Here is a 24,728-nt window from a genome sequence, read left to right as displayed (position 1 = left end):
CAGCGGGGGTCTGGGAGCGGCAGCCCCCGGGGGACGGGAACGGGTAGGGGCGGCGGGGGCGAGGTCAGTCGTCGTCCCCACGGTCGTCATCACCACGACCGGCGTCCTGGTCCCCACGGTCGTCATCACCACGACCGGCGTCCTCGTCCCCACGGTCGTCATCACCACGACCAGTGTCATCGTCCCCACCGTCGTCATCCGCGTCCGCCGTAACGGCCCCCGACCTCAGATGGACGTTCCAGCTCCGCTCACCCCCACCGGACCCCTCCGTCTCCACATCCCAGCTGACCCCCCGATCGTCGTCGTCCACGTCCACCGACGTGACGAACCCCTTCGCGGACGCCTTCTCCGCGGCCTGCGCGGCGCTCACGGACGCCCCCGACAACGCGGCCCGCTCCTCCGCACCGCCCTCGTCGTCGTCACCGGCACCGCTGCCGAGCACCCGCCCGGTCACCGCATCGACGCGGACGCTGTACGACGCACCACCGCCGGAGCCGACGATCTCGACCTCCCAACCACCACGATCGTCGTCGTCGTCGAGATCCGCCGACACGACGGTCCCGGCCCGCTCCTTCACCGCGGCCTCGATCGCCTCCACGGCGGTCACCTCCACCGCGCCTTCCGAGGACACCGCGCCTTCCGAGGACACCGAGCCTTCCGAGGAGACGGCGGCCCGGTCGCGCCCGTCATCGTCCCCACCGCCCGCGAACGCGAGCGTCCCCCCGCCCACCACCACCGCCGCCGCGACGGCAAGCGCGCTGACGACCATGTTCCGCTTCATGAGGTTCCTCCCCGAGTCAGACGACACCGGCCCGTTCCGACCGACGCCCCCCAACCTGCGCCACCCGACCTGAAGCCCCCCTGAAGCCACCTGAAGATCACTTCAGCTACGGTCTGCCACCCTTGCCGCATGCGCCTGCTGATCGTGGAGGACGAGAGACGCCTCGCCCTGTCCCTGGCCAAGGGCCTGACGGCGGAGGGCTACGCCGTGGACGTCGTCCACAACGGCCCGGACGGCCTGCACCAGGCCACGGAATCGCCCTACGACCTGGTCATCCTCGACATCATGCTGCCCGGCATGAACGGCTACCGCGTCTGTTCCGCCCTGCGTGCCGCGGGCCACGACGTACCGATCCTGATGCTCACCGCCAAGGACGGCGAGTACGACGAGGCGGAGGGCCTGGACACGGGCGCCGACGACTACCTCACCAAGCCCTTCTCCTACGTCGTCCTGGTCGCCAGGATCCGCGCCCTGCTCCGCCGCCGCGGCCAGACCGGCGCCTCCCCCGTCCTCACCCTCGGCACGCTCACCCTCGACACCGCCGCCCACCGGGTCACCCTGGACGGCACCGAGATCACCCTCACGGCCAAGGAGTTCGCGGTCCTGGAGCAACTGGCGGTGCGGGCCGGTGAGGTGGTGTCCAAGGCCCGGATCCTGGAGCACGTATGGGACTTCGCGTACGACGGTGACCCGAACATCGTCGAGGTCTACATCAGCGCCCTGCGCCGCAAGCTGGGCGCCGCACTGATCAGGACGGTACGCGGCGCCGGGTACCGGCTGGAGGCACCGCGATGAGACGAGCCCTCGCCTCGGTCAGGGCCCGCGCGGCGCTCGCGGCGACGCTGGTGGTGGCCGTGGCGCTGGCGGCGACCGCGGCCGGGGTCGTGCTGGCCCTGTACACCAGCCTGACCGGGCAGGCGGAGATGCTGGCGGAACGTTCCGCCCGAGAGGTCGCCGCCCAGCTCGCCACCAGGAGGTCGTACGACGAGGAACTGTCCCTGGACGACGAGGACACCCCCGTCCAGGTGATCGCGGAGGACGGCACGCTGGTGGCGGCGACGGAGGACCTGGAACGGATCACCGGCACGGACACCACCCAGGTGACCCCGCGCCCCCAGCCGTCACCCACCCGGCAACCCCCCAGCGACGACGATGACGACGACAGCGACGACAGCGACGACAGCGACGACGCCACCGCCCTCCAGCCCGGCGAGATCGACGACCGAACGCGCTTCACCGACGGCTCGGCCACGGTCGACGGCCACGCGGGCGACTACGTCTTCGCCCGCGTCGAGGTGGAGGTCGAGGACCAGGGCAGGCTCACCGTGTACGCGGGGGCGCCGCTGGCCGCCGAGCAGAGCGCCGTCCGCACCGCGCTGACCGCGATGCTGATCGGCTTCCCGCTGCTGCTGGGCGTCGTCGGCGGAGTGACCTGGCTGGTCACCCGGCGGGCGCTGCGCCCGGTGGAGGGCATCCGGCGGGAGATGGCGGAGATCACCGCGTCCACGGACCTGTCCCGGCGCGTCCCCGAGCCGGACACCCACGACGAGGTGGCCCGGCTGGCCAGCACCACCAATGAGACCCTCACCGCGCTGGAGGCCTCGGTGGAGCGGCAGCGGCGCTTCGTCGCGGACGCCTCGCACGAACTCCGCAGCCCGATCGCCTCCCTCCGCACCCAACTGGAGGTGGCCGCCGCGCACCCGGAGCTGCTGGACCTGGACGGCGCGGTCGAGGACACGGTACGGCTCCAGCGCCTCGCCACCGATCTGCTCCTGCTGGCCCGCCTGGACGCGGGGGAGTGTCCGGCCCCGGACGCCCGGGTGGACCTCACCGCACTGGCGCGGGAGGAGGCGGAGGGCAGGACCGAGGTCGCGGTCCTGCCCTCGACGCCCCTCGACGTGCCGGGATCGCGGAGCCAACTGCGCCGGGTGCTGGCGAACCTGCTGGACAACGCCCAGCGGCACGCCCGCTCGGAGGTGACGGTGGCCGTCCACCGCACCGGGGACTGGGCCGTGGTCCAGGTCGCCGACGACGGCGAAGGGGTCCCGGAGCCGGACCGGGAACGGATCTTCGAACGCTTCGTCCGCCTGGACAGCGCCCGCAGCCGCGACGACGGCGGCGCGGGACTCGGCCTGGCCATCGCCCGCGACGTCACCACCCGCCACGGCGGCACCCTCACGGCGACGCGGTCCCCGGCAGGCGGCGCCCTGTTCGAACTCCGCCTGCCGCTGGGCTAGGGCGTGCTGGGCAGGTCCCGTCTGCCGCCCACACGCCTTGGGCCCGCTGGCCTCACGGCCGCCCGCGCTGCCCCCGCAGATGCTCCGCGATCGGCTTCAGGGCCTTGTCGAGCTGGGTCAGGGCCTCGGGGTTGAGGAGGTCGATGAAGTGTCTGCGGACGGACGCCACATGATGCGGGGCGACCTTCTTCATCGTCTCCATGCCGTGCTCGGTGAGAACGGCGTAGAGCCCACGGCGGTCGGACTCGCAGTTCTCACGGCGTACCAGGTTCGCGTTCTCCATGCGGGTGATCTGGTGCGAGAGGCGGCTCTTGGACTGGAGGGTGGCGGACGCGAGGTCGCTCATCCGCATCCGCAGGTCCTCCGACTCGGAGAGATTCACCAGGATCTCGTAGTCGTTCATCGTCAGGCCGAACGGCTGGAGGTCCTTTTCGAGCTGGTAGGTCAACAGTCTGTTGACCTCCAGATGAGTGCGCCAGGCGCACTGCTCCGCATCGGTCAGCCAGCGCGTGGCCGTCTCGGTCTCCATGAATGAAGTCTACCTAAGAAGTTGAAAGGCGAACTAATGAGGATGATGTGACAGTGCGCACGCGTTCGATGTCACACTCCGCAGACTACCGCTCACAGCCCGAAGCGACGCTGGAGGTCCCCCAGCTGTCCGGGAAGGCGCGGTGCCCCCGACTGCGGTCCATGCCCCCCGCCGGGCCCGCCGCCCGGCACCCCGGCCTGCTGCGGAGTCGCCCCGACGGATTGCTCCGCCATGAGCGCCTCGGTCGACTGGAGCAGCACCGTGCCCGCCCCGACGAACTCGAACTGGTGCTCCTCCCCGGAGGCCCCGCCAAGGCCCGTAAGCGCACGTAGACCGCCCATCACGCCCGTCATGTACCCGTGGTCGTAGTGATGGCACGGAGACGGGCAGTCGGCCCAGCCGACGAGTGCCTGCGGGTCCACCCGGATCGGGGGTTCCATGAACACCACCGGACCGTTGGACGCGGCCACGAACTTCCCGGTTCCGATGAGCGTCAGAAAACCCGGCACGATCGACTGCTTGAGCGAAAGACTTGGCTGAAAAGCGAGCAAGTTGCCCGAGCGAATGGTCAGGTTGCCCTCCTCCAGGTCGTACGAATTCACATCGAAGGCCCGGTCGGCGAGCAGCATCTTGCCCGAGCCCTCGGCCACGACCCAGTCGCTCGCGTGCAACGGCGAATGAAACGAAGTCCGCACCAGCCGGTCCAGCCGACCGTGTCCGACGCCGTTGAAGTCGATCGACCCGTAGTAGGCGATCATCTTCCCCTTCTGCAGGAACCACTGGCTCCCCTTCAGCTCCACACAGAAGGTGTACGCGTTCACGTTGTCGTCGACCGGAAGGCTCATCGGGTCATGGGTCACCACTGTCACAGCTTCTCCTCCGACGCCTGCACGAACACCGCACCGCTCCCGCTCAGCTCCAGCTGGAACGCCTCACCGGACCCACGGCCCACCATGTCGCGCCAGCCCAGCGCGGTGGAGAGCTTGTTGCGTACGTCGCCGTAGTGCGCGACATAGGCCTGCGGGTCCACATGCACCGGCCGCTGCGGGGTGATCGGTACCTCGAACACACCCCCGTGCGCCATCACGGCGACGGCGCCCTGCCCCTTCAGCGTCGTCGTGAACAGCCCCTGCCCCGTCACCTGGCCCCGGACCATCCCCATGACGCCGCCCTGGGCGCCCATGAACATCGTCCCCTGCTGGAGGGTGCCCTCGAAGGCGAGCAGCCGGTCCGCCTCGACGTACAGCGTCTCCCCGGTGAGGTTGATGACCTCGATGTGGTGTCCGCCGTGCCCGAAGAGCACGGTGCCGCTGCCCTCGACGGTCATCAGCGGGGTGTCCTCGTTGGCCACCCGGCGCCCGATCATCGACATGACGCCGCCCTGGCCGCCCTGTGTGTTGGGCGTGAACGACACCTCGCCCTTGTACGCCAGCATCGCCCCGCGCTGACTGAACAGCCGCTGCCCGGGTGTGACGGTCGCCTCGATCATCTTCGAGTTGATCTCACGGAAGGTCATCTCACACATCCCCCGCGATCGTGTTCCGCTCGCTGGGCTGGACGTAGACCAGCCCGTCCCCCTCGAACCGCATCTGGAAGGCCTCGCCCCCACCTTCGCCCAGCAAGGTGCGGAACGTCACACCGGACTGGAAGGACTGCCGCAGATTCCCCTGGTGTGCCACATACGCCCCCGGGTCCACGGTCAGCGGGTACTGCGCGCTGACCCGCAGCACCACGGCAGGCCCGTCGGACATGATCGCCGCCTGTCCGTGCCCCTCGACGGTCGTCGTGAACAGCCCGTTGCCCTGCGAGGCGCCGCGCAGCCCGGTGAACTCGGTCCCGGTGCGCAGCCCGCCGTCGGCCGCCAGCAGATTGCTCGACTCGACGTAGAGCTTGTCCCCCTGGAGGCTGACGAGGTTGATCTCCGAGGCGCGGTCCGCGAACCAGCACGTGCCGTGCCCCTTCACCTCCATCACCGTCATCTGCTCACCGGTGAGCCGCCGGGTCACCATCCCCCGCAGCCCTTCCCCACCCCCGCTCATCTTCTTGAACGCCATCTGACCGTCGTACGCGACCATCGAGCCGTTCTTCGCCTTCACGGCGTCACCGGTCATCTCGACGGCCAGCACCTTGCTGCCCTGAAGTCGGAACATCGCCACGCTGCGACGGTAGCCCCAGCGCACCCTCCGCGGACAGGGCCCTTGGCCCCGGCTCCCCCCTGACCGCACCCCTAGGGGCACGGGCCCACGGCCGTTTGCCACAATGAACGGGCCTTTGTGCGCCCCTTCACAAGACGACTCCATCCCTCTCCCACCGAAGGTGACCCGTGGACATCAAGACCGCCTCCGCCCTCCGCCGGCTCCGCCTGGTCTCGACCCCCGAGGCCGTGTCCTTCCTCCTGCTGCTGGTCTGCTCGGTGCTGAAGCGCACGACGGACTTCAACGCGGTGCCCGTGATGGGCGCGATCCACGGCATCCTCTTCGTCCTCTACGTGATCTTCTGGGCCGACGCCTGGAACCGCGCGAAGTGGTCCCTCGGCACGGCCGCCCTCTACTTCATCCTCTCCGTCCTCCCCACCGGCGGCTTCTTCGCCGACCGCCGACTGCGCCGTGAGGCCGAGAGCGCGGTCATTGCCTCCCGCGCCCGCAAGGAAGGGATCGTGAACGCGTGATCGTCGCCTTCTCCGTGACGCCGTTGGGGGTCGGCGAGGACGTGGGGGAGTACGTGGCGGACGCGGTACGGGTGGTCCGGGAGTCCGGCCTGCCCCACCGCACGGACGCGATGTTCACCTCCGTCGAGGGGTCCTGGGACGAGGTCATGGACGTCGTCAGGCGCGCGGTGGCGGCGGTGGAGTCACGCGCGCCGCGCGTCTCCCTCGTCCTCAAGGCGGACATCCGTCCCGGGGTCGTGGACGGACTGACGTCGAAGGTGGAGACGGTGGAGCGGTACCTGGCCGAGTAGCGGTGTCGGCGCTCGGCGGGGGTGGGTCGCGCGGCCCACCCACCTGGACGCGTCCAGTTCGACACGTCCTGCTATGTGCACTTTTGTGAGGGTATCGACTCGTTCGATCAATCACTGGAGGGCGCTGTGCGGCCGGAGGGCTACGACTACGACACCCACAGCCAACTGGCCGGACCTCTCACGGAGCCGTCCGGCGCGTCGTACCGGGTGCAGTACAGGTCGCTGCTCTCACAGGAGCCCCACCGAATACGAGCCGTCCTCCTGATGTCCCTCGCGCCGATCCTCACCGGCGCCCTGCTCGTCTACCTCGTCTGGCCGACCCACTGGGTCGAACGCGAGGGCGCCGACCGGTGGCTCGTCGGCCTGGACACGACCATGCTCATGGCGATCGGCCTCATCGAGCTGTTCATGCTCGTCAACGTCGCCTCGGTCGCCCACGCCACCATGGTCGCCCGCGACCCCGTCCCCGTACTCCCCGAACCCGGCACCCGAGTCGCCTTCCTCACCACCTACGTCCCCGGCAAGGAACCCCTCTCCATGGTCCGCGCGACCCTGGAAGGCGCGACGCGGATCCAGCACACCGGCCCCCTCGACGTCTGGCTCCTGGACGAGGGCGACGACGACTCCGCCAAGGCCCTCTGTGCCGAACTCGGCGTACGCCACTTCACCCGCCACGGCGTCCCGGAGTGGAACCGCCCCACCGGCGTCCACAAGGCCCGCACCAAGCACGGCAACTACAACGCCTGGATCGCGATGCACGGCGACGAGTACGACTTCTTCGCCTCCGTCGACACCGACCACGTCCCGCTGCCCAACTTCCTCACCCGGATGATGGGCTACTTCCGTGACCCGGACGTCGCCTTCGTCGTCGGCCCCCAGGTCTACGGCAACTACCACAACCCCGTCACCAAGGCCGCCGAGTCCCAGCAGTTCCTCTTCCACGCCCTCATCCAGCGCGCCGGCAACCGCTACCGCGCCCCCATGTTCGTCGGCACCAACAACGTCGTACGCATCGCCGCCATCAAGCAGATCCGCGGCCTGTACGACTCCATCACCGAGGACATGGCCACCGGCTTCGAACTGCACCGCACCCGCAACCCCCGCACCGGCAACCACTGGCGCTCGGTCTACACGCCCGACGTACTCGCCGTGGGGGAGGGCCCGGCCTCCTGGACGGACTTCTTCACCCAGCAACTCCGCTGGTCGCGCGGCACGTACGAGACGCTCCTCAAGCAGTACTGGAAGGCCCCGTTCCGAATGCCCCCGGGACGGTTCCTCTCCTACACCCTCATGCTCGTCTACTACCCGATGACGGCCGTCAACTGGCTGCTCGGCATCCTGTCCTGCTTCCTCTTCCTCTGGTTCGGCGCCTCCGGCACCCAGGTCGCCGCCTCCGTCTGGCTGATGCTCTACAGCGACGCGGCGGCCCTCCAGGTCGGCCTCTACCTCTGGAACCGCCGCCACAACGTCTCCCCCCACGAACCCGAGGGCTCCGGCGGCCTCGCGGGCATGGCCATGTCCGCCCTCTCCGCCCCGATCTACCTCAAGTCCCTCGGCGAGGCCGTCCTCCGCCGCCCCAGTCGTTTCGTCGTCACCCCCAAGGGCGGCGACGCCAGCCCCGACCGGCTGCTCACCTTCCGTATCCACCTGGGCTGGGCGGCCCTCCTCGCCGCCTCCCTCACCGCGTCCCTGGTCCTCGGCCACACCCACGCGGCCATGCGCACCTGGGCGACCCTGGCGCTGGTGATCTCCCTGGCCCCGATGGTGATCTGGCTCGCCACCCGACACCGGGAAGCCCGGTACGGCCAGACACCCCAGCCCCTTGCCCCCGCCCCGGCCCCCGCCCCGGCCCCGGCCCCGGCCCCGGCCCCGGCCCCCATCGTCAAACCGGCCCCCGCCATCTCCCCGGTCTCCAGCACCACCACAGGAGGCAACTAGGCCATGGCCTACCACCCCTCGAAGAAGACCAAGAAGAAGCTCCTCGGCATCGGCGGCATCGTCGTCCTGGTCGGCCTCAACGCCCCCGCGGCCCTCGACTTCGCGGGCGACAAGTACCACGCGTACAAGATCGCCCAGCCCGAGTACAAGGCGCGCTACGGCTCCTGGACCCAGGTCGGCATCCCGGAGGAGTACCGCACCAACGCCATCCACGCCGCGCTCCTGCACACCGGCAAGGTGCTCATCGTCGCGGGCTCCGGCAACGAGCAGCGGAAGTTCGACAAGGGCGAGTTCGAGACCATCCTGTGGGACCCCAAGGCGAACACCTTCAAGAAGGTCCCCACCCCCGACGACTTCTTCTGCGCGGGCCACGCCCAGCTTCCCGACGGCCGCCTCCTGGTCGCGGGCGGCACCGCGCGCTACGAACTCCTCGACGGCGAGGTGACCCGCGCGGGCGGCGGCATGCGCGTCAAGAACGAGAACCCGGACAAGAAGGTCGTCCTGAAGAAGGGCACCCGCTTCCGCTCCCCGGCGGGCGTCGAGTACGTCACCAAGTTCGACGTCACCATCCCCAAGGCCAAGCGCGGCTTCAAGATCACGTACGACAGCGGCGGGCGGATGCGGCCCTGGCAGACCAGGATCACCGCGAGTGAGGCGAGGGTCTTCGTCGAGGCCGTCGAGAAGGGCCCGCTGTCCGTCACCGAGAAGCAGGCGCAGTACGAGATCGTCGGGCTGAAGGGCGAGGACGCGGCCAACACCTACGGCCTCTCCGAGAAGATCACCCTCGACAAGCAGGACTTCCAGGGCATCCGCGCCGCCTACGAGTTCGACCCGGTGGCGGAGAAGTACGTCCCCGTGGAGCCGATGGACAAGGCCCGCTGGTACCCGACCCTGGTCGGCCTGCCCGACGGCCGCATCCTGGCCGTCTCCGGCCTGGACGACGTGGGCATGATCGACCCGGGCGACAACGAGATCTACGACCCGAGGACCAGGAAGTGGAACCCGGGCCCCAAGCGGTACTTCCCCACCTACCCCGCCCTCTTCCTCACCAAGGGCGGCAAGCTGTTCTACCCCGCCGCGAACGCGGGCTACGGCCCCGCCGACCAGGGCCGCGCGCCGGGCCTGTGGGACCTGGAGAACAACACCTTCCAGCGCGTCCCCGGCCTGAAGGACGCCGACCAGACGGAGACCGCGGCCTCCCTCCTGCTGCCCCCGGCCCAGGACCAGAAGGTGATGATCCTCGGCGGCGGCGGGGTGGGCGAGTCGAAGAAGTCCACGCCCCGCACGGCCGTCGTCGACCTCACCAAGGACAACCCGGTCTTCGAGGACGGCCCCGACCTCCCCCAGGGCACCCGCTACCTCAACAGCGTGATCATGCCGGACGACTCCGTCTTCACGACCAACGGCTCCAGCGACTACCGCGGCCGCAGCGCCAGCAACATCTTCAAGGCGCAGTTCTACGACCCCAAGGCCAACGCCTTCCGGGAGGCGGCGGCGCCCACCATCGGCCGCAACTACCACTCCGAGGCGCTGTTGCTGCCCGACGGCCGGGTGGCCACCTTCGGCTCGGACCCGCTCTTCGACGACCAGCAGAACACCAAGCTCGGCCACTTCGAGCAGCGCATGGAGGTCTTCACCCCGCCCGCGCTCCACAAGAACGCCGCGAACCGCCCCATGCTTGCGGACGGTCCCCGGAAACTGGCCCCCGACCACCGGGTGACGTACCGCACCGACCACCCGGAACGCGTCGCCACGGCCCGGCTGATGCGCCCGAGCGCGGTCACGCACACCACGGACGTCGAACAGCGCTCCATCGACCTGCCCATGACCAAGAAGGGCAAGTCGGTCACCTTCGACGTGCCGAAGGACCGCACCCTCGTACCGCCCGGCTGGTACATGCTCTTCGTGACGGACAAGGAGGGCACGCCGTCAGAGGCGAAGTGGCTGCACGTCACCTGAGTGAGGCAGGCTCAGTCGGCGGCGTTCCGCGCCAGCCCCAACGCATACTCCGGCCACCACCGCCCCGCCGCGGGCCCGCCCTGGCACTCCCCGTCCGACTCCCCGGGCCGCTTGATCCACAGGTAGGCGTCCACGGCGGGCTGGTCGGTGTCGGTGGTCGGCGGGGTGCCCAGCGCCCGCCCCGGCGGGTTGCACCACACGCCGGGCAGCGGGCCGTTGCCGTTGCGGCTGGTGTCGATGACGAAGTGCTTGCCGCCCAGCGCCCGGGAGAGCCGCAGCCCGTACGCCGTGGTGGTGTCGTTCGTCTGGAAGTTGGAGACATTGAGCGCGAAGCCGTCGGCCTGGGCGATCCCGGACCGCCGCAGCGGCTCCACGAGCTTGAACGGCTCCCGGATCCAGTCCGGGTTCCCGGCGTCCAGGTACACCTTGGTGTGCGGCTGCGCCTTCAGCCGCTGGACCGCCTCGCTGAGCAGCCGCTCCCGTTCGGCGTGCAGCGCGGGGGGCGTGCACCCGTCGATGATGTGTGCGACGGCGTCGGGCTCCAGCACCACCAGGGCCTTGGCGTCGCCGATCGCGTCGGCGAACCTGCCGATCCACTGCCGGTAGGCGCCCGCGTCCGCCGCGCCGCCCGCCGAGTGCTGGCCGCAGTCCCGGTGCGGGATGTTGTACGCCGCGAACACCGCCGTCTGCCCGGTGCGCCGGGCCCCGGCGACGGCCGCGCTGACCAGGGGCGTCGGGTCGATCTCCCCGGCGGGCCAGAGCGCGGCGGGCCGCTCGGCGATGCGCTGGAGCAGGTCGGCGTCCTGGGCGCGGCCCTGTCGCCGCCAGCGCTCCATCTGCTGGACGGCCGGGCTGTCCGGCTCGACCCAGAACGGGGCGGCGGCCAGGGCGGGCTCCCCCTTGGAGGCGGCCCCGGCGACGGAGGCCTCGTTGACATCGGGTGCGGACGAGCAGCCCGCGACGATCCCGAGGACGGAGAGTGCCGCGAGGGTGCGGATCAGCCGGCGCATGCTGCTCCCTGGGACGGTGGAGGCCTGGGCGGCCCGGTCGGCCAGTGACGGTGACGCGATCGATGACAGTGGGCAAGCAAATACTCACAAACCGTGCCAATCCTGACACAACACCCCAACCCGTCGACTGACCGAAACGCGAGACAGGGCTGACCGGCATGTGACCGGCCGGTAAGGTCTGGTGACGTGCCGAAGCCGCTCAGCCTCCCGTTCGACCCCATCGCCCGCGCCGACGAACTCTGGCAACAGCGCTGGGGGAGTGTGCCGGCCATGGCCGCGATCACCTCGATCATGCGGGCCCAGCAGATCCTGCTCGCCGAGGTCGACGCGGTGGTCAAGCCGTACGGCCTGACGTTCGCGCGCTATGAGGCGCTGGTGCTGCTCACCTTCTCCAAGGAGGGCGAGCTGCCGATGTCCAAGATCGGTGAGCGTCTGATGGTGCACCCGACGTCCGTGACGAACACGGTCGACCGCCTGGTGAGGTCGGGCCTGGTGGCCAAGCGCCCCAACCCCAACGACGGCCGGGGCACCCTCGCCTCCATCACCGACAAGGGCCGCGAGGTCGTGGACGCCGCCACCCGCGACCTGATGGCCATGGACTTCGGGCTGGGCGCGTACGACGCGGAGGAGTGCGGGGAGATCTTCGCCATGCTCCGCCCGCTGCGGATCGCGGCGCGGGACTTCGATGACGAGTGACCGGGAAAGCGACCCGGCCCAAGATCTCCCGGAACGGGTGGTTACGCTCGACGGCATGAAGAAAAGCGTGCTGACCCGCTACCGGGTCATGGCCTACGTCACCGGTGTGCTGCTCGTCCTGCTGACCTTCGGCATGATCGGCAAGTACGCGCTCGATCTCGGCGGCGCGGCCGACTTCACCCAGGTCGTCAGCATCGCGCACGGCTGGCTGTACGTCGTGTACCTGGTCTTCGCGTTCGACCTGGGCGCCAAGGCGAAGTGGCCGATCGCCAAGCAGGTGTGGGTGCTGCTGGCCGGGACGATCCCGACCGCCGCCTTCTTCGTGGAGCGCCGGATCAGCCGCGAGCTGGAGGGCGTGCTCACGGACGGGGAGCCCGCGGCCGTCAAGGCCTGACGGCAGGCGTACGGCCGTACGGAACGCGCGTACGGCTGTCTGTCATACACACGTACGGCTGTCAGCCATCGACATTTACTAGGACGTCCAAGTAAATTTGAAGGCATGGACGCTCACGCCATCGAGGAAGGCCGCCGTCGCTGGCAGGCCCGGTACGACGCCGCGCGCAAGCGCGACGCGGATTTCACCACGCTCTCCGGCGATCCCGTGGAGCCGGTGTACGGTCCCCGACCCGGGGACACCTATGAGGGCTTCGAGCGGATCGGCTGGCCCGGGGAGTACCCCTTCACCCGCGGGCTCTATCCGACCGGCTACCGGGGGCGGACCTGGACCATCCGGCAGTTCGCCGGATTCGGCAACGCCGAGCAGACGAACGAGCGCTACAAGATGATCCTCCGCAACGGCGGCGGCGGACTCTCGGTCGCCTTCGACATGCCGACGCTGATGGGCCGCGACTCCGACGACCCGCGCTCGCTCGGCGAGGTCGGGCACTGCGGCGTGGCGATCGACTCGGCGGCCGACATGGAGGTGCTGTTCCGGGACATCCCGCTCGGCGACGTCACCACGTCCATGACGATCTCCGGCCCGGCCGTGCCCGTGTTCTGCATGTACCTCGTCGCCGCCGAACGGCAGGGCGTCGACCCGTCGGTGCTCAACGGCACGCTGCAGACGGACATCTTCAAGGAGTACATCGCGCAGAAGGAGTGGCTGTTCCAGCCCGAGCCGCATCTGCGACTGATCGGCGACCTCATGGAGCACTGCGCCGAGCGCATCCCCGCGTACAAGCCGCTGTCCGTCTCCGGCTACCACATCCGCGAGGCCGGGGCGACGGCCGCGCAGGAGCTGGCGTACACGCTCGCCGACGGCTTCGGCTACGTCGAGCTGGGGCTGTCCCGCGGCCTCGACGTCGACGTCTTCGCCCCGGGTCTGTCCTTCTTCTTCGACGCGCACGTCGACTTCTTCGAGGAGATCGCCAAGTTCCGCGCGGCCCGGCGGATCTGGGCGCGCTGGATGCGGGACGTGTACGGCGCGCGGACCGACAAGGCCCAGTGGCTGCGCTTCCACACGCAGACCGCCGGGGTCTCGCTGACCGCCCAGCAGCCGTACAACAACGTCGTCCGTACGGCGGTGGAGGCGCTGGCCGCGGTCCTCGGCGGCACGAACTCCCTGCACACCAACGCCCTGGACGAGACCCTCGCGCTCCCCTCCGAGCAGGCGGCGGAGATCGCGCTGCGCACGCAGCAGGTGCTGATGGAGGAGACCGGGGTCGCCAACGTCGCCGATCCGCTGGGCGGTTCCTGGTTCGTCGAGCAGCTGACGGACCGGATCGAGGCGGACGCGGAGAAGATCTTCGAGCAGATCAGGGAGCGGGGGCTGCGGGCGCACCCCGACGGACAGCACCCGATCGGGCCGGTCACCTCCGGCATCCTGCGGGGCATCGAGGACGGGTGGTTCACCGGGGAGATCGCGGAGTCCGCCTTCCGGTACCAGCAGGCCTTGGAGAAGGGTGACAAGAAGGTGGTCGGCGTGAACGCCCACACCGGGTCGGTCACCGGGGACCTGGAGATACTGCGGGTCAGCCATGAGGTGGAGCGCGAGCAGAACCGCGTGCTCGGGGAGCGGCGGGTCGCCCGCGACGACGCGGCCGTGCGCTCCGCCCTGGACGCGATGCTCGCCGCCGCGCGCGACGGTTCCAACATGATCGAGCCCATGCTGAACGCGGTCCGCGCGGAGGCGACCCTCGGGGAGATCTGCGGGGTGCTGCGGGACGAGTGGGGGGTGTACACGGAGCCCGCCGGTTTCTGACCCCCTCGGCTGGTGCGGGGCGGGGGTGTTGCGCGGCGCGGCGGGGTGCCGCTGCGCCCACCCTCCCCCGGGCTCTCGGCTTCGCTCGAGCAGGGGGGAACCCATCGCCCCAGCGGCACGACTGCCCGCGGCCAGGGCGGCTGCGGCTCTCGCCGCTGTGCTGTCAGGCAGGCGTGACTGTGCCGGTCCAGGGGCGCGGGGAACTGCGCGACCAGCCACACACCACCCGCACCCCGCTCCCGGCCGTCACCCCGCGGACGCCGCCGCCAACCCGGACACCAGCACCGTCGTGAACCCCCGCACCCACTCCTCGTCCACCGGCTCCCCGCTCACCACGCACCGATGGACCACCGCCCCGGCGACCACATCGAAGATGAGGTCGACGGTACGGCCGGGGTCGGAGTCCGCGGGCTCGGCGGGCAGTTCCCCGCGGGCCTGGGCCCGGGCCCGCCCCTCCAGCACGAGACGCTTCTGACGGTCGACGATGGACGCCCGGATCCGCTCCCGGAGGGCGTCGTCGCGCGTGGACTCCGCGACGACGGCCATCAGGCCACTGCGAGCCTCCGGGCGGGCCAGGATCGTCGCGAACTGAAGGACCACGCCCTCGATGTCCGCCGCCAGCGTGCCCCGGTCCGGCAGCCGCAGTTCGTCGAAGAGTTCCGCCACCGCGTCCACGACGAGTTCGTTCTTTCCGGGCCACCGGCGGTAGAGGGTCGTCTTGGCGACCCCCGCCCGCGCCGCGACATCGCCCACCGTCAGCCGGGACCACCCCAGTTCGACCAGGGCCGCCCGCGTGGCGGCCAGGATCGCGGCGTCCGCGGCGGCACTGCGCGGCCGCCCGGCACGCCCGGCGGGAACAGGGCTGGTGGGCGTGGACATCCCCCGACCATAACCGCCGCGCGCCCAGGCGCCACGAGTGAGGCACATCACCGGCTGCCACTCCAGAAACAGCACCGAAACGCCCCCCACCCACGCCCCACCCGTATTACGCTACGACCCGTATCGAATCGAACGCACCGGCCGTATTCCACGGCGTTTTCACTCATGCGCGGGATCGGGGGAGGATAGACGCATGCAGCCACGGAACATGTCCATGAGCGGCGTCGTCGACCTCGCCGCGGTGAAGGCGGCCCAGGAGGCCAAGGCCAAGGCCGAGCAGGCGCGCGCGGAAGCGGCCCGGCAGGGCGGGGGCGGGGCGATCTCCCCCGCCGATCTCGTCATCGACGTCGACGAGGCCACCTTCGAGCGTGACGTCCTCCAGCGCTCCACCGAGGTTCCCGTCGTCCTCGACTTCTGGGCCGAGTGGTGTCAGCCCTGCAAGCAGCTGAGCCCGGTCCTGGAGCGGCTCGCCGTCGAGTACAACGGGCGCTTCCTCCTTGCCAAGATCGATGTCGACGCCAACCAGATGCTGATGCAGCAGTTCGGGATCCAGGGGATCCCGGCCGTCTTCGCCGTCGTGGCGGGCCAGGCGCTGCCCCTCTTCCAGGGCGCCGCGGGCGAGTCGCAGATCCGCCAGACGCTGGACCAGTTGGTGTCCGTCGCCGAGCAGCGGTTCGGGCTGACCGGCCTGACCGTCGACCCGGACGCCGAGCCGGGCGGCGGCGGCCCCGTCGAGCAGGCGGCCGAGGTGCCCGCCGGTCCCCACGAGACGGCGCTGAACGCCGCCGCGGAGGCGCTGGACGCCGGTGATCTGGACGGTGCCGTCCGGGCGTACCAGAACGTCCTGTCCGACGACCCCGCCCACCCGGAGGCCAAACTGGGCCTCGCCCAGGCCGAGTTGCTCCGCCGGGTGCAGGGCATGGACCCGCAGCGGGTGCGCAAGGAGGCGGCCGAGAAGCCCGGTGACGCCGGGGCGCAGATCGCCGCCGCCGACCTGGATCTGGTCGGCGGGCACGTCGAGGACGCCTTCGCGCGGCTCATCGACACCGTGCGCCGCACCGCGGGCGACGACCGGGACGCCGTACGACTGCGGCTGTTGGAGCTGTTCGAGGTCATCGGGGCCGACGACCCCCGGGTGACCGCCGCTCGACGGGCGCTGGCACGGGCCCTGTTCTGACGGTGTCCGAGTGACGGAACTGCCGACGGGACGTCAAAGCGGTCGCGCTTTGCCAAAACTTGGTAATCGCGGCCGCTGTTACTGCAAGTAAGTCGATGCCGTTGGTCTGTCGGATTCTGTCCCTCGATCAAATGTTTTGTCCTCCCCTCTCGTGACACCGAGCGTTGCCGTCCGGTCCGTATGGGTCGTGGCGTGGTTATCCGGCCGTTACTAGCGAGTAACGAACCCCCTTGTGCGCGCGGCGAGAATGCACCACGATCGGCCACGCTCGGTCCGTTCCCGTCCCCCCGACAGCCAATCGGGTCGCGGGTTTCCCTGGATCCCCACCGAGCAGAGCCGGACGGCAGTGGCGCCGGCTCTTGGACAGGGGGGTCTTCGCCCGAGCGGCGAAGCCTGTCCGGCAAGGTTGTGCGTGATGCGTGTCAGGCGCGACCAGTGGTTGTCGCTCGGGGGTGATCGCCGGTGATTCGGGCGCGGGTTCGCGCCGCCGAGCGCGGGCGTTCTCCTTCCCGAGGACGGAGCACTTCTCCCATCCCTGCCCGGCCGGGCCGCCTTTCGGGGGTCGGTCAGGACAGGAGATGTACGTCCGAGAAGGAGGAAATATGCAGTCCCAGGTGCGTGGTGGGACCAGATGGAAGCGGTTCGCTGTGGTCATGGTGCCCAGCGTTGCCGCCACGGCAGCAATAGGTGTCGCCCTGGCGCAGGGCGCTCTCGCGGCGTCGTTCAGCGTTTCCGGTCAGTCGTTCAAGGTCACGACCAAGCAGCTCGACGGTACGGGTTTCTCGCAGTACGGCGCGCTGGACGAGGGCTACACGCTCGACGGCAAGAAGACGGTTCACCCCGTCGCCGTCTCGGCGTTCAAGTCCGCGACCATCAAGAGCCTGTGTCAGTCCGTCGTCACCCCGAACATTCCGGTGCTCGGGAACGTCAGCCTGATCCTGCGTGCGGGCGACGGTGACACGCCGGTCAAGGCGCAGAACCTGTACATCGACGTCGCCCAGCTCGAGGCCGACGCGACGTTCCGCGGCATCGACATCGGTGTGGCGGCGAAGGACGCCTCCAAGGGTCCGGGCATGAAGGGCGGAAGCGAGCAGTCCAACCCCTTCGGGTTCGCCCAGCAGGCCGACTCGGTGACCCTGAAGGACGTGAAGCAGACGGCGTGGGCGACCACCGCCGGAACCTTCAAGCTCAGCGGCCTGAAGATGTCGCTGTCGACGGGTGTCAAGGAGTGCTACTAAGCACTCGATGACGGGCGGGGGCGTCAACGGCGCCCCGCCCGTTCACTCCCATCGGCCTTCTTCACGATGGTTCACCTTGCTGCGCGTATCCCCGCGCCCAGCATCCGCAGTACATCTCACCACCACAGCAACGCCGTTCCAGGGAGCTGTTTTCCATGAGCGCCGAGACTCCTGCCGCGCCCGGCCGTGACGAGCACTACCTCCGGGTATTCAGGCGCAACTTCCGCGCCTGGCGGGGCACCAGGCCGTTCTGGGCCGGCCTGTTCGTCATCCTCGGCGGGCTCCCCATCGCCTACTTCCCGTACGCAAACCTCCAGATCGGGCATCTGACGCTGGCGATGGCCACCACCGCCGGTGCCGGATCGCTGATCATCGGCGTGCTGCTCGTCGTCCTGGGTTTCAGCCTCTGGTTCCAGAAGCACGTCCGGGTCTTCGCGGGTGTCGCCGCGATCCTGCTGGCGCTGGTGTCCATTCCGGTGTCCAACCTCGGCGGCTTCCTCATCGGCTTCCTGTTCGCCCTCATCGGCGGCGCGATGGCCGTGGCCTGGGCCGAGGGCGCTCCGGAGGCGCCGTGGTCGGCGAACGGCGCGGGCGCGGGCGGGGACGGCGCTCCCGAGAGCACGACGGCGACCCCGGCGACCCTCGCCGACGGCACGCCGACCGCCGAGGGCACCACGGTCACCGACGGCCCCTCGGCCGCCGGGGCCGCGGAGGCCGGGCCCGAGGGCGGGGTGCGTGAGAGCGACTATCTGTCAAAGAGCCCGGCCAACGAGGCGAACGGGAGGCACAGTGCCGGCTGACGAGGTGACCCACGGGACTGAGGTGGACGAGTCCCGTGTGAGAACCGGGCCGCGCCACGCGGCACCCAAGAAGCCGCTGTTCACCAGGTTTCACATGCCGGCCGGAAAGGCGATAGCCCTCGCGGCGATGCCGACCGCGGTCCTCATGGGACTGGGCTTCACCCCGAAGCTCGCCCTCGCCGAGGACCGTCCGGCGCCGCGGAGCCTGACGGCCGACGAGTACAAGGACTGCATCGAGGCCCTGGAGGACGCCGAGAACGGTGACTCCGAGGAGACCTCGCCGACGCCCTCGGCGACCGAGTCCGCGTCGCCGACCCCCTCGGCGACGCCGGGCGGGGGCGAGCCCTCTTCGCCGGATTCAGGTTCCGACGACGAGACCGCGCCCGAGCCCTCGGAGTCCTCCGCCGGGGACACCCAGCCCTCCGGTACGGAGCAGGACTCCGGCGCGGACCAGGACTCCGGCGACCCGGCCCCCGAGCCCGAGCCGTCCCCGTCCGAGACCGACAAGGGCGTCCTGGAGACCATCGGGGACACCGTCACCGGTGTCGTCGACGGCGTCGTCTCCGGCATCACGGGTGGCGGCGACGAGCCCGCGACCGCGTCCCCGTCCCCCACGCCCACCGCGTCCGCCCCGGCGGGCACGGAGGCGGCGGACACCAAGGCCGACGAGGGCGAGGGCACGTCCGACCCCGTCGGGGACACCGCCGAGGAGGTCACCGACGCGGTCGAGGACACCACCGACCAGGTGGACGAGGCGGGCGAGGCGGCCGAGGACGCCACCGCGTCCCCGACGCCCACGCCCACGCCCACCCCGTCCGCGAGCGAGACGACCGACCTCGAGGACTGCCCGGTCGCCACGGACGAGGAGGGCGGCGTCGACAACGCCGTCCCGCTGCCGGACGACCCGTGGTACCTGGACGCCAGCTCGCTGCTGCTGAAGGGCGCCAAGTACGAGGGCATCGTCGAGGTGAAGACGGCCAGCGGCAAGGTCAAGAAGGTGCTGAAGTACGTCATATCCGACGGCACCGACATAGGCGACCTGCACCAGACGGTGAAGGACCCGCAGTCCGGCAAGACCTACCACGTGCAGGCGGCCAAGGGTTCGACGTCCACGATCCGCGACGGCGACACGGTGATGTACACGGAGAGCATCTCGGGCAATCTGCTCGGGCTGATACCGATCACCTTCGACCCGGAGCACCCGCCGCCCCTGGACATCCCGCTCATCTACTTCACCAAGGTGAAGGTCGTGCAGGCGGGCCAGTTCGGCGGAACCCTGCACGTGCCGGGGCTCCACCAGTACATCACGGACTGACCCCGGCCCCTCGAACCCACCCGGGAGCCGCACAGCCGAGGGCGCCCCTGTTCCGAACAGGGGCGCCCTCGGCGTCGTACCACCGCTACCACCGTCTTGCGTCGACGGTCAGTTGCCCGCGTCCCCACCCAGGTGGTGGACCCGCACCATGTTGGTGGTGCCGGGGACGCCGGGAGGCGAACCGGCGGTGATGACCATGGTGTCGCCCGGGTCGAAGAGGTTGAGCTTGGCGATCTCCTGGTCCACCAGGTCCACCATCTCGTCGGTGCTGTTCACGAACGGCACGACGTGCGGCTCGACACCCCAGCTGAGGGTGAGCTGGTTGCGGGTGGCCTCGTCGGTGGTGAAGGCGAGGATCGGCTGGATGGCGCGGTAGCGCGAGAGCCGACGGGCGGTGTCACCGGACTGGGTGAAGGCCACCAGGCCCTTGCCGCCGAGGAAGTCGGCGATCTCGGCGGCGGCGCGCGCCACCGAACCGCCCTGCGTGCGCGGCTTCTTGCCGGGCACCAGCGGCTGGAGGCCCTTGGAGAGCAGCTCCTGCTCGGCGGCCTGCACGATCTTCGACATCGTCTTGACGGTCTCGATCGGGTACGCGCCCACCGAGGACTCCGCCGACAGCATGACCGCGTCCGCGCCGTCCAGGATCGCGTTGGCCACGTCGGAGGCCTCGGCGCGGGTCGGCCGCGAGTTGGTGATCATCGACTCCATCATCTGGGTCGCGACGATCACCGGCTTGGCGTTGCGGCGGCACATCTCGATGAGCCGCTTCTGCACCATGGGGACCTTCTCGAGCGGGTACTCGACGGCGAGGTCACCACGGGCCACCATCACGGCGTCGAACGCCATCACGACGTCCTGCATGTTCGCCACCGCCTGCGGCTTCTCCACCTTGGCGATGACCGGGACCCGGCGGCCCTCCTCGTCCATCACGCGGTGCACGTCGGCGACGTCCTTGGCGTCCCGCACGAAGGACAGGGCGACCATGTCGCAGCCCATGCGCAGGGCGAACCGCAGGTCCTCGACGTCCTTCTCGGACAGCGCCGGGACGTTCACGGCCGCGCCGGGCAGGTTGATGCCCTTGTGGTCGGAGACGACACCGCCCTCGATGACGATCGTCTTCACCCGCGGGCCCTCGACGTCCAGGACCTTCAGCTCGACGTTGCCGTCGTTGATCAGGATCTGGTCGCCGCGGGAGACGTCGCCGGGCAGGCCCTTGTAGGTGGTGCCGCAGATCGTCTTGTCACCAGGGACGTCCTCGGCGGTGATGGTGAACTCGTCGCCACGGACCAGCTCGACCGGTCCTTCGGCGAAGGTCTCCAGCCGGATCTTCGGGCCCTGGAGGTCGGCGAGGACACCCACGGCCCGGCCGGTCTCCTTGGCGGCGGCCCGGACACGGTCGTACCGCCCCTGGTGCTCGGCGTGCGTGCCATGGCTGAAGTTGAAACGGGCCACGTTCATACCCGCCTCGATCAGCGCGACAAGCTGCTCGTGGGAGTCGACCGCGGGGCCGAGAGTACAGACGATTTTCGAACGGCGCATGGGGCGATCCTATCGGTTTGTTTCGCCGCGGAATATTCCGTCTGGCGGAATGTACAAGTGAGGTTCTCGGCGCTCAGTTGCTCTTTCCGACCAGCGCATAGGTCTGGGTGGCGATCTCCAGTTCTTCGTCCGTCGGCACCACGGCGACCGCCACCCGCGAGCCGCCCGGAGAGATCAGCCGCGGCTGGTCGCTCCGTACGGCGTTCAGCTCGTCGTCGACGGCCAGGCCCAGTGCCTCAAGGCCCGCGACCGCCGCCTGCCGCACCGGCGCGGCGTTCTCCCCGACACCGGCCGTGAAGGCCACCGCGTCCACCGTGCCGAGCACCGCGTAATAGGCGCCGATGTACTTCCTCAAACGATGAATGTAGATGTCGAAGGCGAGTTGCGCCTGTTCGTCACCCTCATCGACACGGCGGCGGATCTCCCGCATGTCGTTGTCACCGCACAGCCCGATCAACCCGCTCCTCTTGTTGAGAAGAGTGTCGATCTCGTCCGTGGACATTCTGCCAACGCGCATCAAATGGAAGATGACGGCGGGATCCACGTCACCGGAGCGCGTACCCATCACCAGCCCCTCCAAAGGCGTCAGCCCCATGGAGGTGTCCACGCACCGCCCGGCGCGCACCGCCGAGGCGGACGCCCCGTTGCCCAGGTGCAGCACGATCACATTGACGTCGGCCGGGTCCTTGCCGAGCAGCTTCGCGGTCGCCCGCGAGACGTACGCGTGCGAGGTGCCGTGGAAGCCGTAGCGCCGGATGCGGTGCTCGTCGGCGGTCTTGACGTCGATCGCGTAGCGGGCGGCCGACTCCGGCATGGTGGTGTGGAAGGCGGTGTCGAAGACGGCGACCTGCGGCAGGTCGGGCCGCAGCGCCTGCGCCGTGCGGATGCCGGTGAGGTTGGCCGGGTTGTGCAGCGGGGCGACCGGGATCAGCCGCTCGATCTCGGCGAGCACGGCGTCGTCGATCACGGTCGGCTCGGTGAAGTGCTTCCCGCCGTGCACCACCCGGTGCCCGATCGCCGCCAGCTCGGGGGAGTCCAGGCCGAGACCGTCCTTGGCCAGCTCCGCCGCTACGGCTTTCAGGGCAGCCTCGTGGTCGGCGATCGGGCCGGTCCACTCGCGGCTCTCGCCGCCGGTGTGCAGCGGGGTGTGCTTCAGCCGCGAGGTCTCCTCGCCGATGCGCTCGACGAGACCCGCCGCGAGGCGGGCGTTGTCGCTCATGTCGAGCAGTTGGTACTTCACCGACGAGGAGCCGGAGTTGAGGACGAGGATTCGCGACGAACTCACTGCACTCACTGCTGGGACGCCTTCTCGACGAGGGGGGACTGGGCTTGGATCGCCGTGATGGCGACGGTGTTGACGATGTCCTGCACGAGCGCGCCCCGGGACAGGTCGTTGACCGGCTTGCGCAGACCCTGGAGCACCGGCCCGACGGCGATCGCGCCCGCCGAGCGCTGCACGGCCTTGTAGGTGTTGTTCCCGGTGTTCAGGTCGGGGAAGATCAGCACGCTGGCCTGCCCGGCGACCTCCGACTCCGGCAGCTTGGTCGCCGCGACCGTCGGCTCCACCGCGGCGTCGTACTGGATCGGCCCCTCGGCCCGCAGGTCCGGCCGGAGCGAGCGCACCAGCTCGGTCGCCTCGCGCACCTTGTCCACATCGGCGCCCGTCCCGGACGTACCCGTGGAGTACGACAGCATGGCGATCCTCGGCTCGACGCCGAACTGGGCGGCCGTGGACGCCGACTGGATGGCGATGTCGGCGAGCTGCTCGGCGTTCGGGTCGGGGTTGACCGCGCAGTCGCCGTAGACGAGCACCTTGTCGGCCAGGCACATGAAGAACACCGACGACACGATGGACGCGTCCGGCTTGGTCTTGATGATCTCGAAGGCGGGCCGGATGGTCGCGGCCGTGGAGTGCACGGACCCGGACACCATGCCGTCCGCGAACCCTTCCTGCACCATCAGCGTTCCGAAATAATTCACGTCGGACACCACGTCGTACGCCAGCTCCACCGTCACGCCCCGGTGGGCGCGCAGGGCGGCGTACTTCTCCGCGAAGCCGTCGCGCAGCTCGCTCGTGGCCGGGTCGATCAGCTGGGCGTCGCCGAGGTCGATGCCGAGGTCCGCGGCCTTCTTGCGGATCGCGTCGACCGGCCCGAGCAGCGTCAGCTCGCACACCCCGCGCCGCAGCAGCACCTCCGCCGCGTGCAGCACCCGCTCCTCGGTGCCCTCCGGCAGCACCACCCGGCGCAGGTCGGAGCGGGCCTGCTCGAGGAGCTTGTGCTCGAACATCATCGGCGTCACCCGGTCGGTGCTGGGCGCGCTGACCCGGGTGAGGAGGTCACCGGTGTCGACATACCGCTCGAACAGGCCGAGCGCGGTCTCCGCCTTGCGCGGGGTGGCGGCGTTCAGCTTGCCCTCCAGGGAGAACAGCTGCTCGGCGGTGGGGAAGCTGTTGCCGGGCACGGAGAGGACCGGGGTGCCGGGGGCGAGCCGGGCGGCCAGCGTCAGCACGTCCTCGCTGGGCGCCTCGCCCAGGGTGAGGACGACGCCGGCTATCGGCGGGGTGCCCGCGCTGTGCGCGGCGAGGGCGCCCACCACCAGGTCGGCCCGGTCGCCCGGGGTGACCACCAGCGTGCCCGGGGTCAGGGCGCTGAGGAAGTTGGGCAGCATGGCCCCGCCGAAGACGAACCCGAGGGCGTCCCGCGCCAGGCCCGAGTCATCGCCGAGCAGCACCTTCGCGCCCAGCGCCTGGGCGATCTGGGAGACCGTCGGCGCGGACAGCGCGGGCTCGTCGGGCACCACGTAGCAGGGCACCGGCAGCCGGGAGGAGAGCCGTTCGGCGATCTCGTCGCGGTCCTCACGGGCCACCCGGTTGACGATCATCGCGAGCACGTCGCAGCCGAGCCCGTCGTAGGCCCGGTAGGCGTTGCGCGCCTCGGCCCGCACGGCGTGCGCGGACTGCTTGCGGCCGCCGACGACGGGGAGCACGGAGGCGCCGAACTCGTTGGCGAGCCGGGCGTTCAGGGACAGCTCGTCCGGGAACTGGGTGTCGGCGAAGTCGGTGCCGAGGACCAGTACGACGTCGTAGTCACGCGCCACGAGATGAAAGCGGTCGACCAGGGTGGAGACCAGCTCGTCCGTGCCCTGCTCGGCCTGGAGGGCGGAGGCCTCCTGGTAGTCCATGCCGTAGACGGTCGCCGGGTCCTGGCTCAGCCGGTACCGGGACCGCAGCAGCTCGAAGAGGCGGTCGGGTCCGTCGTGGACCAGTGGACGGAACACGCCCACGCGGTCGACCTGCCGGGTCAGCAGCTCCATGACCCCCAGCTCGACGACCTGGCGGCCGTCGCCGCGGTCGATGCCGGTCACGTACACGCTGCGCGTCACGCGTGCTCTCCGTTTCGTGTCGGGTGGACGTTTCGAGTGGAGTGGCCTGGGGGTCCTTCGGCCGCGTCGCCGGTTTCCAGGGTCGCAA

23 protein-coding genes are annotated in these 24,728 nt (G+C 70.1%); 13 read left to right on the top strand and 10 right to left on the bottom strand.

The window, feature by feature from the left end:
- Positions 1-64: 64 nt before the first annotated feature.
- Positions 65-781 (bottom strand): PepSY domain-containing protein, encoded by a 717-nt coding sequence (locus tag ACFVQG_RS18770; RefSeq protein ID WP_383383970.1) that lies wholly within the window; start codon positions 779-781, stop codon positions 65-67.
- A gap of 129 nt (positions 782-910) precedes the next feature.
- On the opposite strand from ACFVQG_RS18770, the gene ACFVQG_RS18765 reads away from it, so the two are divergent.
- Positions 911-1,576: a response regulator transcription factor gene (locus tag ACFVQG_RS18765; protein ID WP_383383967.1), complete on the top strand. Its 666-nt coding sequence runs from the start codon at positions 911-913 to the stop codon at positions 1,574-1,576.
- A complete protein-coding gene (locus tag ACFVQG_RS18760) occupies positions 1,573-3,018 on the top strand; it encodes a sensor histidine kinase (protein WP_383383964.1) in 1,446 nt (481 codons plus the stop codon). Before ACFVQG_RS18765 ends, ACFVQG_RS18760 begins: the two co-directional genes overlap by 4 nt.
- Before the next feature lie 52 nt (positions 3,019-3,070).
- Here ACFVQG_RS18760 and ACFVQG_RS18755 read toward each other — a convergent pair whose 3' ends face one another.
- The 4 genes from ACFVQG_RS18755 to ACFVQG_RS18740 all read right to left on the bottom strand — a co-directional run bounded on the left by ACFVQG_RS18755 (position 3,071) and on the right by ACFVQG_RS18740 (position 5,697).
- Positions 3,071-3,547 (bottom strand): MarR family winged helix-turn-helix transcriptional regulator, encoded by a 477-nt coding sequence (locus ACFVQG_RS18755; protein ID WP_383383961.1) that lies wholly within the window; start codon positions 3,545-3,547, stop codon positions 3,071-3,073.
- 92 nt (positions 3,548-3,639) lie between these two features.
- Positions 3,640-4,392 carry an AIM24 family protein gene (locus ACFVQG_RS18750; RefSeq protein ID WP_383385526.1) on the bottom strand — a complete coding sequence of 251 codons (753 nt, stop codon included), beginning with the start codon at positions 4,390-4,392 and terminating at the stop codon, positions 3,640-3,642.
- Between the two features lie 20 nt (positions 4,393-4,412).
- Complete coding sequence (locus ACFVQG_RS18745) at positions 4,413-5,063, bottom strand: AIM24 family protein (RefSeq protein WP_383383958.1); 651 nt, start codon at positions 5,061-5,063, stop codon at positions 4,413-4,415.
- Position 5,064: 1 nt separating this feature from the next.
- Positions 5,065-5,697: an AIM24 family protein gene (locus ACFVQG_RS18740; RefSeq protein WP_383385523.1), complete on the bottom strand. Its 633-nt coding sequence runs from the start codon at positions 5,695-5,697 to the stop codon at positions 5,065-5,067.
- A gap of 173 nt (positions 5,698-5,870) precedes the next feature.
- Here ACFVQG_RS18740 and ACFVQG_RS18735 point away from each other — a divergent pair, with 173 nt between their 5' ends.
- From ACFVQG_RS18735 to ACFVQG_RS18720, 4 genes are all read left to right on the top strand, one after another.
- Positions 5,871-6,215: a DUF3817 domain-containing protein gene (locus ACFVQG_RS18735; protein WP_383383955.1), complete on the top strand. Its 345-nt coding sequence runs from the start codon at positions 5,871-5,873 to the stop codon at positions 6,213-6,215.
- Positions 6,212-6,505: an MTH1187 family thiamine-binding protein gene (locus ACFVQG_RS18730; RefSeq protein WP_383383950.1), complete on the top strand. Its 294-nt coding sequence runs from the start codon at positions 6,212-6,214 to the stop codon at positions 6,503-6,505. The genes ACFVQG_RS18735 and ACFVQG_RS18730 overlap by 4 nt, the downstream gene beginning before the upstream one ends.
- Before the next feature lie 126 nt (positions 6,506-6,631).
- Complete coding sequence (locus tag ACFVQG_RS18725; RefSeq protein WP_383383947.1) at positions 6,632-8,443, top strand: glycosyltransferase family 2 protein; 1,812 nt, start codon at positions 6,632-6,634, stop codon at positions 8,441-8,443.
- Between the two features lie 3 nt (positions 8,444-8,446).
- Positions 8,447-10,402, top strand: coding sequence for a galactose oxidase-like domain-containing protein (locus ACFVQG_RS18720; RefSeq protein WP_383383944.1), 1,956 nt, complete (start codon positions 8,447-8,449; stop codon positions 10,400-10,402).
- A gap of 11 nt (positions 10,403-10,413) precedes the next feature.
- Here the strand turns inward: ACFVQG_RS18720 and ACFVQG_RS18715 are convergent, their stop codons facing one another.
- Positions 10,414-11,412, bottom strand: a complete 999-nt coding sequence (locus ACFVQG_RS18715) for a glycoside hydrolase family 6 protein (RefSeq protein ID WP_383383941.1) — start codon at positions 11,410-11,412, stop codon at positions 10,414-10,416.
- 186 nt (positions 11,413-11,598) lie between these two features.
- Here ACFVQG_RS18715 and ACFVQG_RS18710 point away from each other — a divergent pair, with 186 nt between their 5' ends.
- The 3 genes from ACFVQG_RS18710 to ACFVQG_RS18700 all read left to right on the top strand — a co-directional run bounded on the left by ACFVQG_RS18710 (position 11,599) and on the right by ACFVQG_RS18700 (position 14,308).
- Entirely contained in the window at positions 11,599-12,108 is a 510-nt protein-coding gene (locus tag ACFVQG_RS18710; RefSeq protein ID WP_383383938.1) for a MarR family winged helix-turn-helix transcriptional regulator, read from the top strand.
- A 55-nt stretch (positions 12,109-12,163) separates the two neighbouring features.
- The gene (locus tag ACFVQG_RS18705; RefSeq protein WP_383383935.1) at positions 12,164-12,502 is read left to right on the top strand and encodes a DUF3817 domain-containing protein; all 339 of its coding nucleotides are present in this window, start codon (positions 12,164-12,166) and stop codon (positions 12,500-12,502) included.
- Between the two features lie 105 nt (positions 12,503-12,607).
- A complete protein-coding gene (locus tag ACFVQG_RS18700; RefSeq protein ID WP_383383932.1) occupies positions 12,608-14,308 on the top strand; it encodes a methylmalonyl-CoA mutase in 1,701 nt (566 codons plus the stop codon).
- Positions 14,309-14,554: 246 nt separating this feature from the next.
- Here ACFVQG_RS18700 and ACFVQG_RS18695 read toward each other — a convergent pair whose 3' ends face one another.
- Positions 14,555-15,187, bottom strand: coding sequence for a TetR/AcrR family transcriptional regulator (locus ACFVQG_RS18695; protein WP_383383929.1), 633 nt, complete (start codon positions 15,185-15,187; stop codon positions 14,555-14,557).
- Between the two features lie 193 nt (positions 15,188-15,380).
- Here ACFVQG_RS18695 and ACFVQG_RS18690 point away from each other — a divergent pair, with 193 nt between their 5' ends.
- The 4 genes from ACFVQG_RS18690 to ACFVQG_RS18675 all read left to right on the top strand — a co-directional run bounded on the left by ACFVQG_RS18690 (position 15,381) and on the right by ACFVQG_RS18675 (position 19,717).
- Positions 15,381-16,364 carry a tetratricopeptide repeat protein gene (locus ACFVQG_RS18690; RefSeq protein ID WP_383383927.1) on the top strand — a complete coding sequence of 328 codons (984 nt, stop codon included), beginning with the start codon at positions 15,381-15,383 and terminating at the stop codon, positions 16,362-16,364.
- 602 nt (positions 16,365-16,966) lie between these two features.
- Positions 16,967-17,602, top strand: coding sequence for a DUF6230 family protein (locus tag ACFVQG_RS18685; protein ID WP_383383924.1), 636 nt, complete (start codon positions 16,967-16,969; stop codon positions 17,600-17,602).
- A gap of 155 nt (positions 17,603-17,757) precedes the next feature.
- The gene (locus ACFVQG_RS18680) at positions 17,758-18,402 is read left to right on the top strand and encodes a DUF6114 domain-containing protein (RefSeq protein ID WP_383383921.1); all 645 of its coding nucleotides are present in this window, start codon (positions 17,758-17,760) and stop codon (positions 18,400-18,402) included.
- Entirely contained in the window at positions 18,392-19,717 is a 1,326-nt protein-coding gene (locus ACFVQG_RS18675) for a hypothetical protein (protein WP_383383919.1), read from the top strand. Before ACFVQG_RS18680 ends, ACFVQG_RS18675 begins: the two co-directional genes overlap by 11 nt.
- Before the next feature lie 108 nt (positions 19,718-19,825).
- Here ACFVQG_RS18675 and pyk read toward each other — a convergent pair whose 3' ends face one another.
- The 3 genes from pyk to pta all read right to left on the bottom strand — a co-directional run bounded on the left by pyk (position 19,826) and on the right by pta (position 24,640).
- Positions 19,826-21,256 carry a pyruvate kinase gene (pyk, locus tag ACFVQG_RS18670; protein WP_383383916.1) on the bottom strand — a complete coding sequence of 477 codons (1,431 nt, stop codon included), beginning with the start codon at positions 21,254-21,256 and terminating at the stop codon, positions 19,826-19,828.
- Positions 21,257-21,329: 73 nt separating this feature from the next.
- Positions 21,330-22,541 (bottom strand): acetate kinase, encoded by a 1,212-nt coding sequence (locus tag ACFVQG_RS18665; protein ID WP_383383913.1) that lies wholly within the window; start codon positions 22,539-22,541, stop codon positions 21,330-21,332.
- A gap of 5 nt (positions 22,542-22,546) precedes the next feature.
- The gene (pta, locus tag ACFVQG_RS18660) at positions 22,547-24,640 is read right to left on the bottom strand and encodes a phosphate acetyltransferase (RefSeq protein ID WP_383383910.1); all 2,094 of its coding nucleotides are present in this window, start codon (positions 24,638-24,640) and stop codon (positions 22,547-22,549) included.
- Positions 24,641-24,728: the final 88 nt, after the last annotated feature.

Origin of the sequence: Streptomyces sp. NPDC057877 (genome assembly GCF_042796855.1) — a bacterium.
Lineage (GTDB): Bacteria > Actinomycetota > Actinomycetes > Streptomycetales > Streptomycetaceae > Streptomyces.
This window is presented reverse-complemented; position numbering and strand designations above follow the sequence as displayed.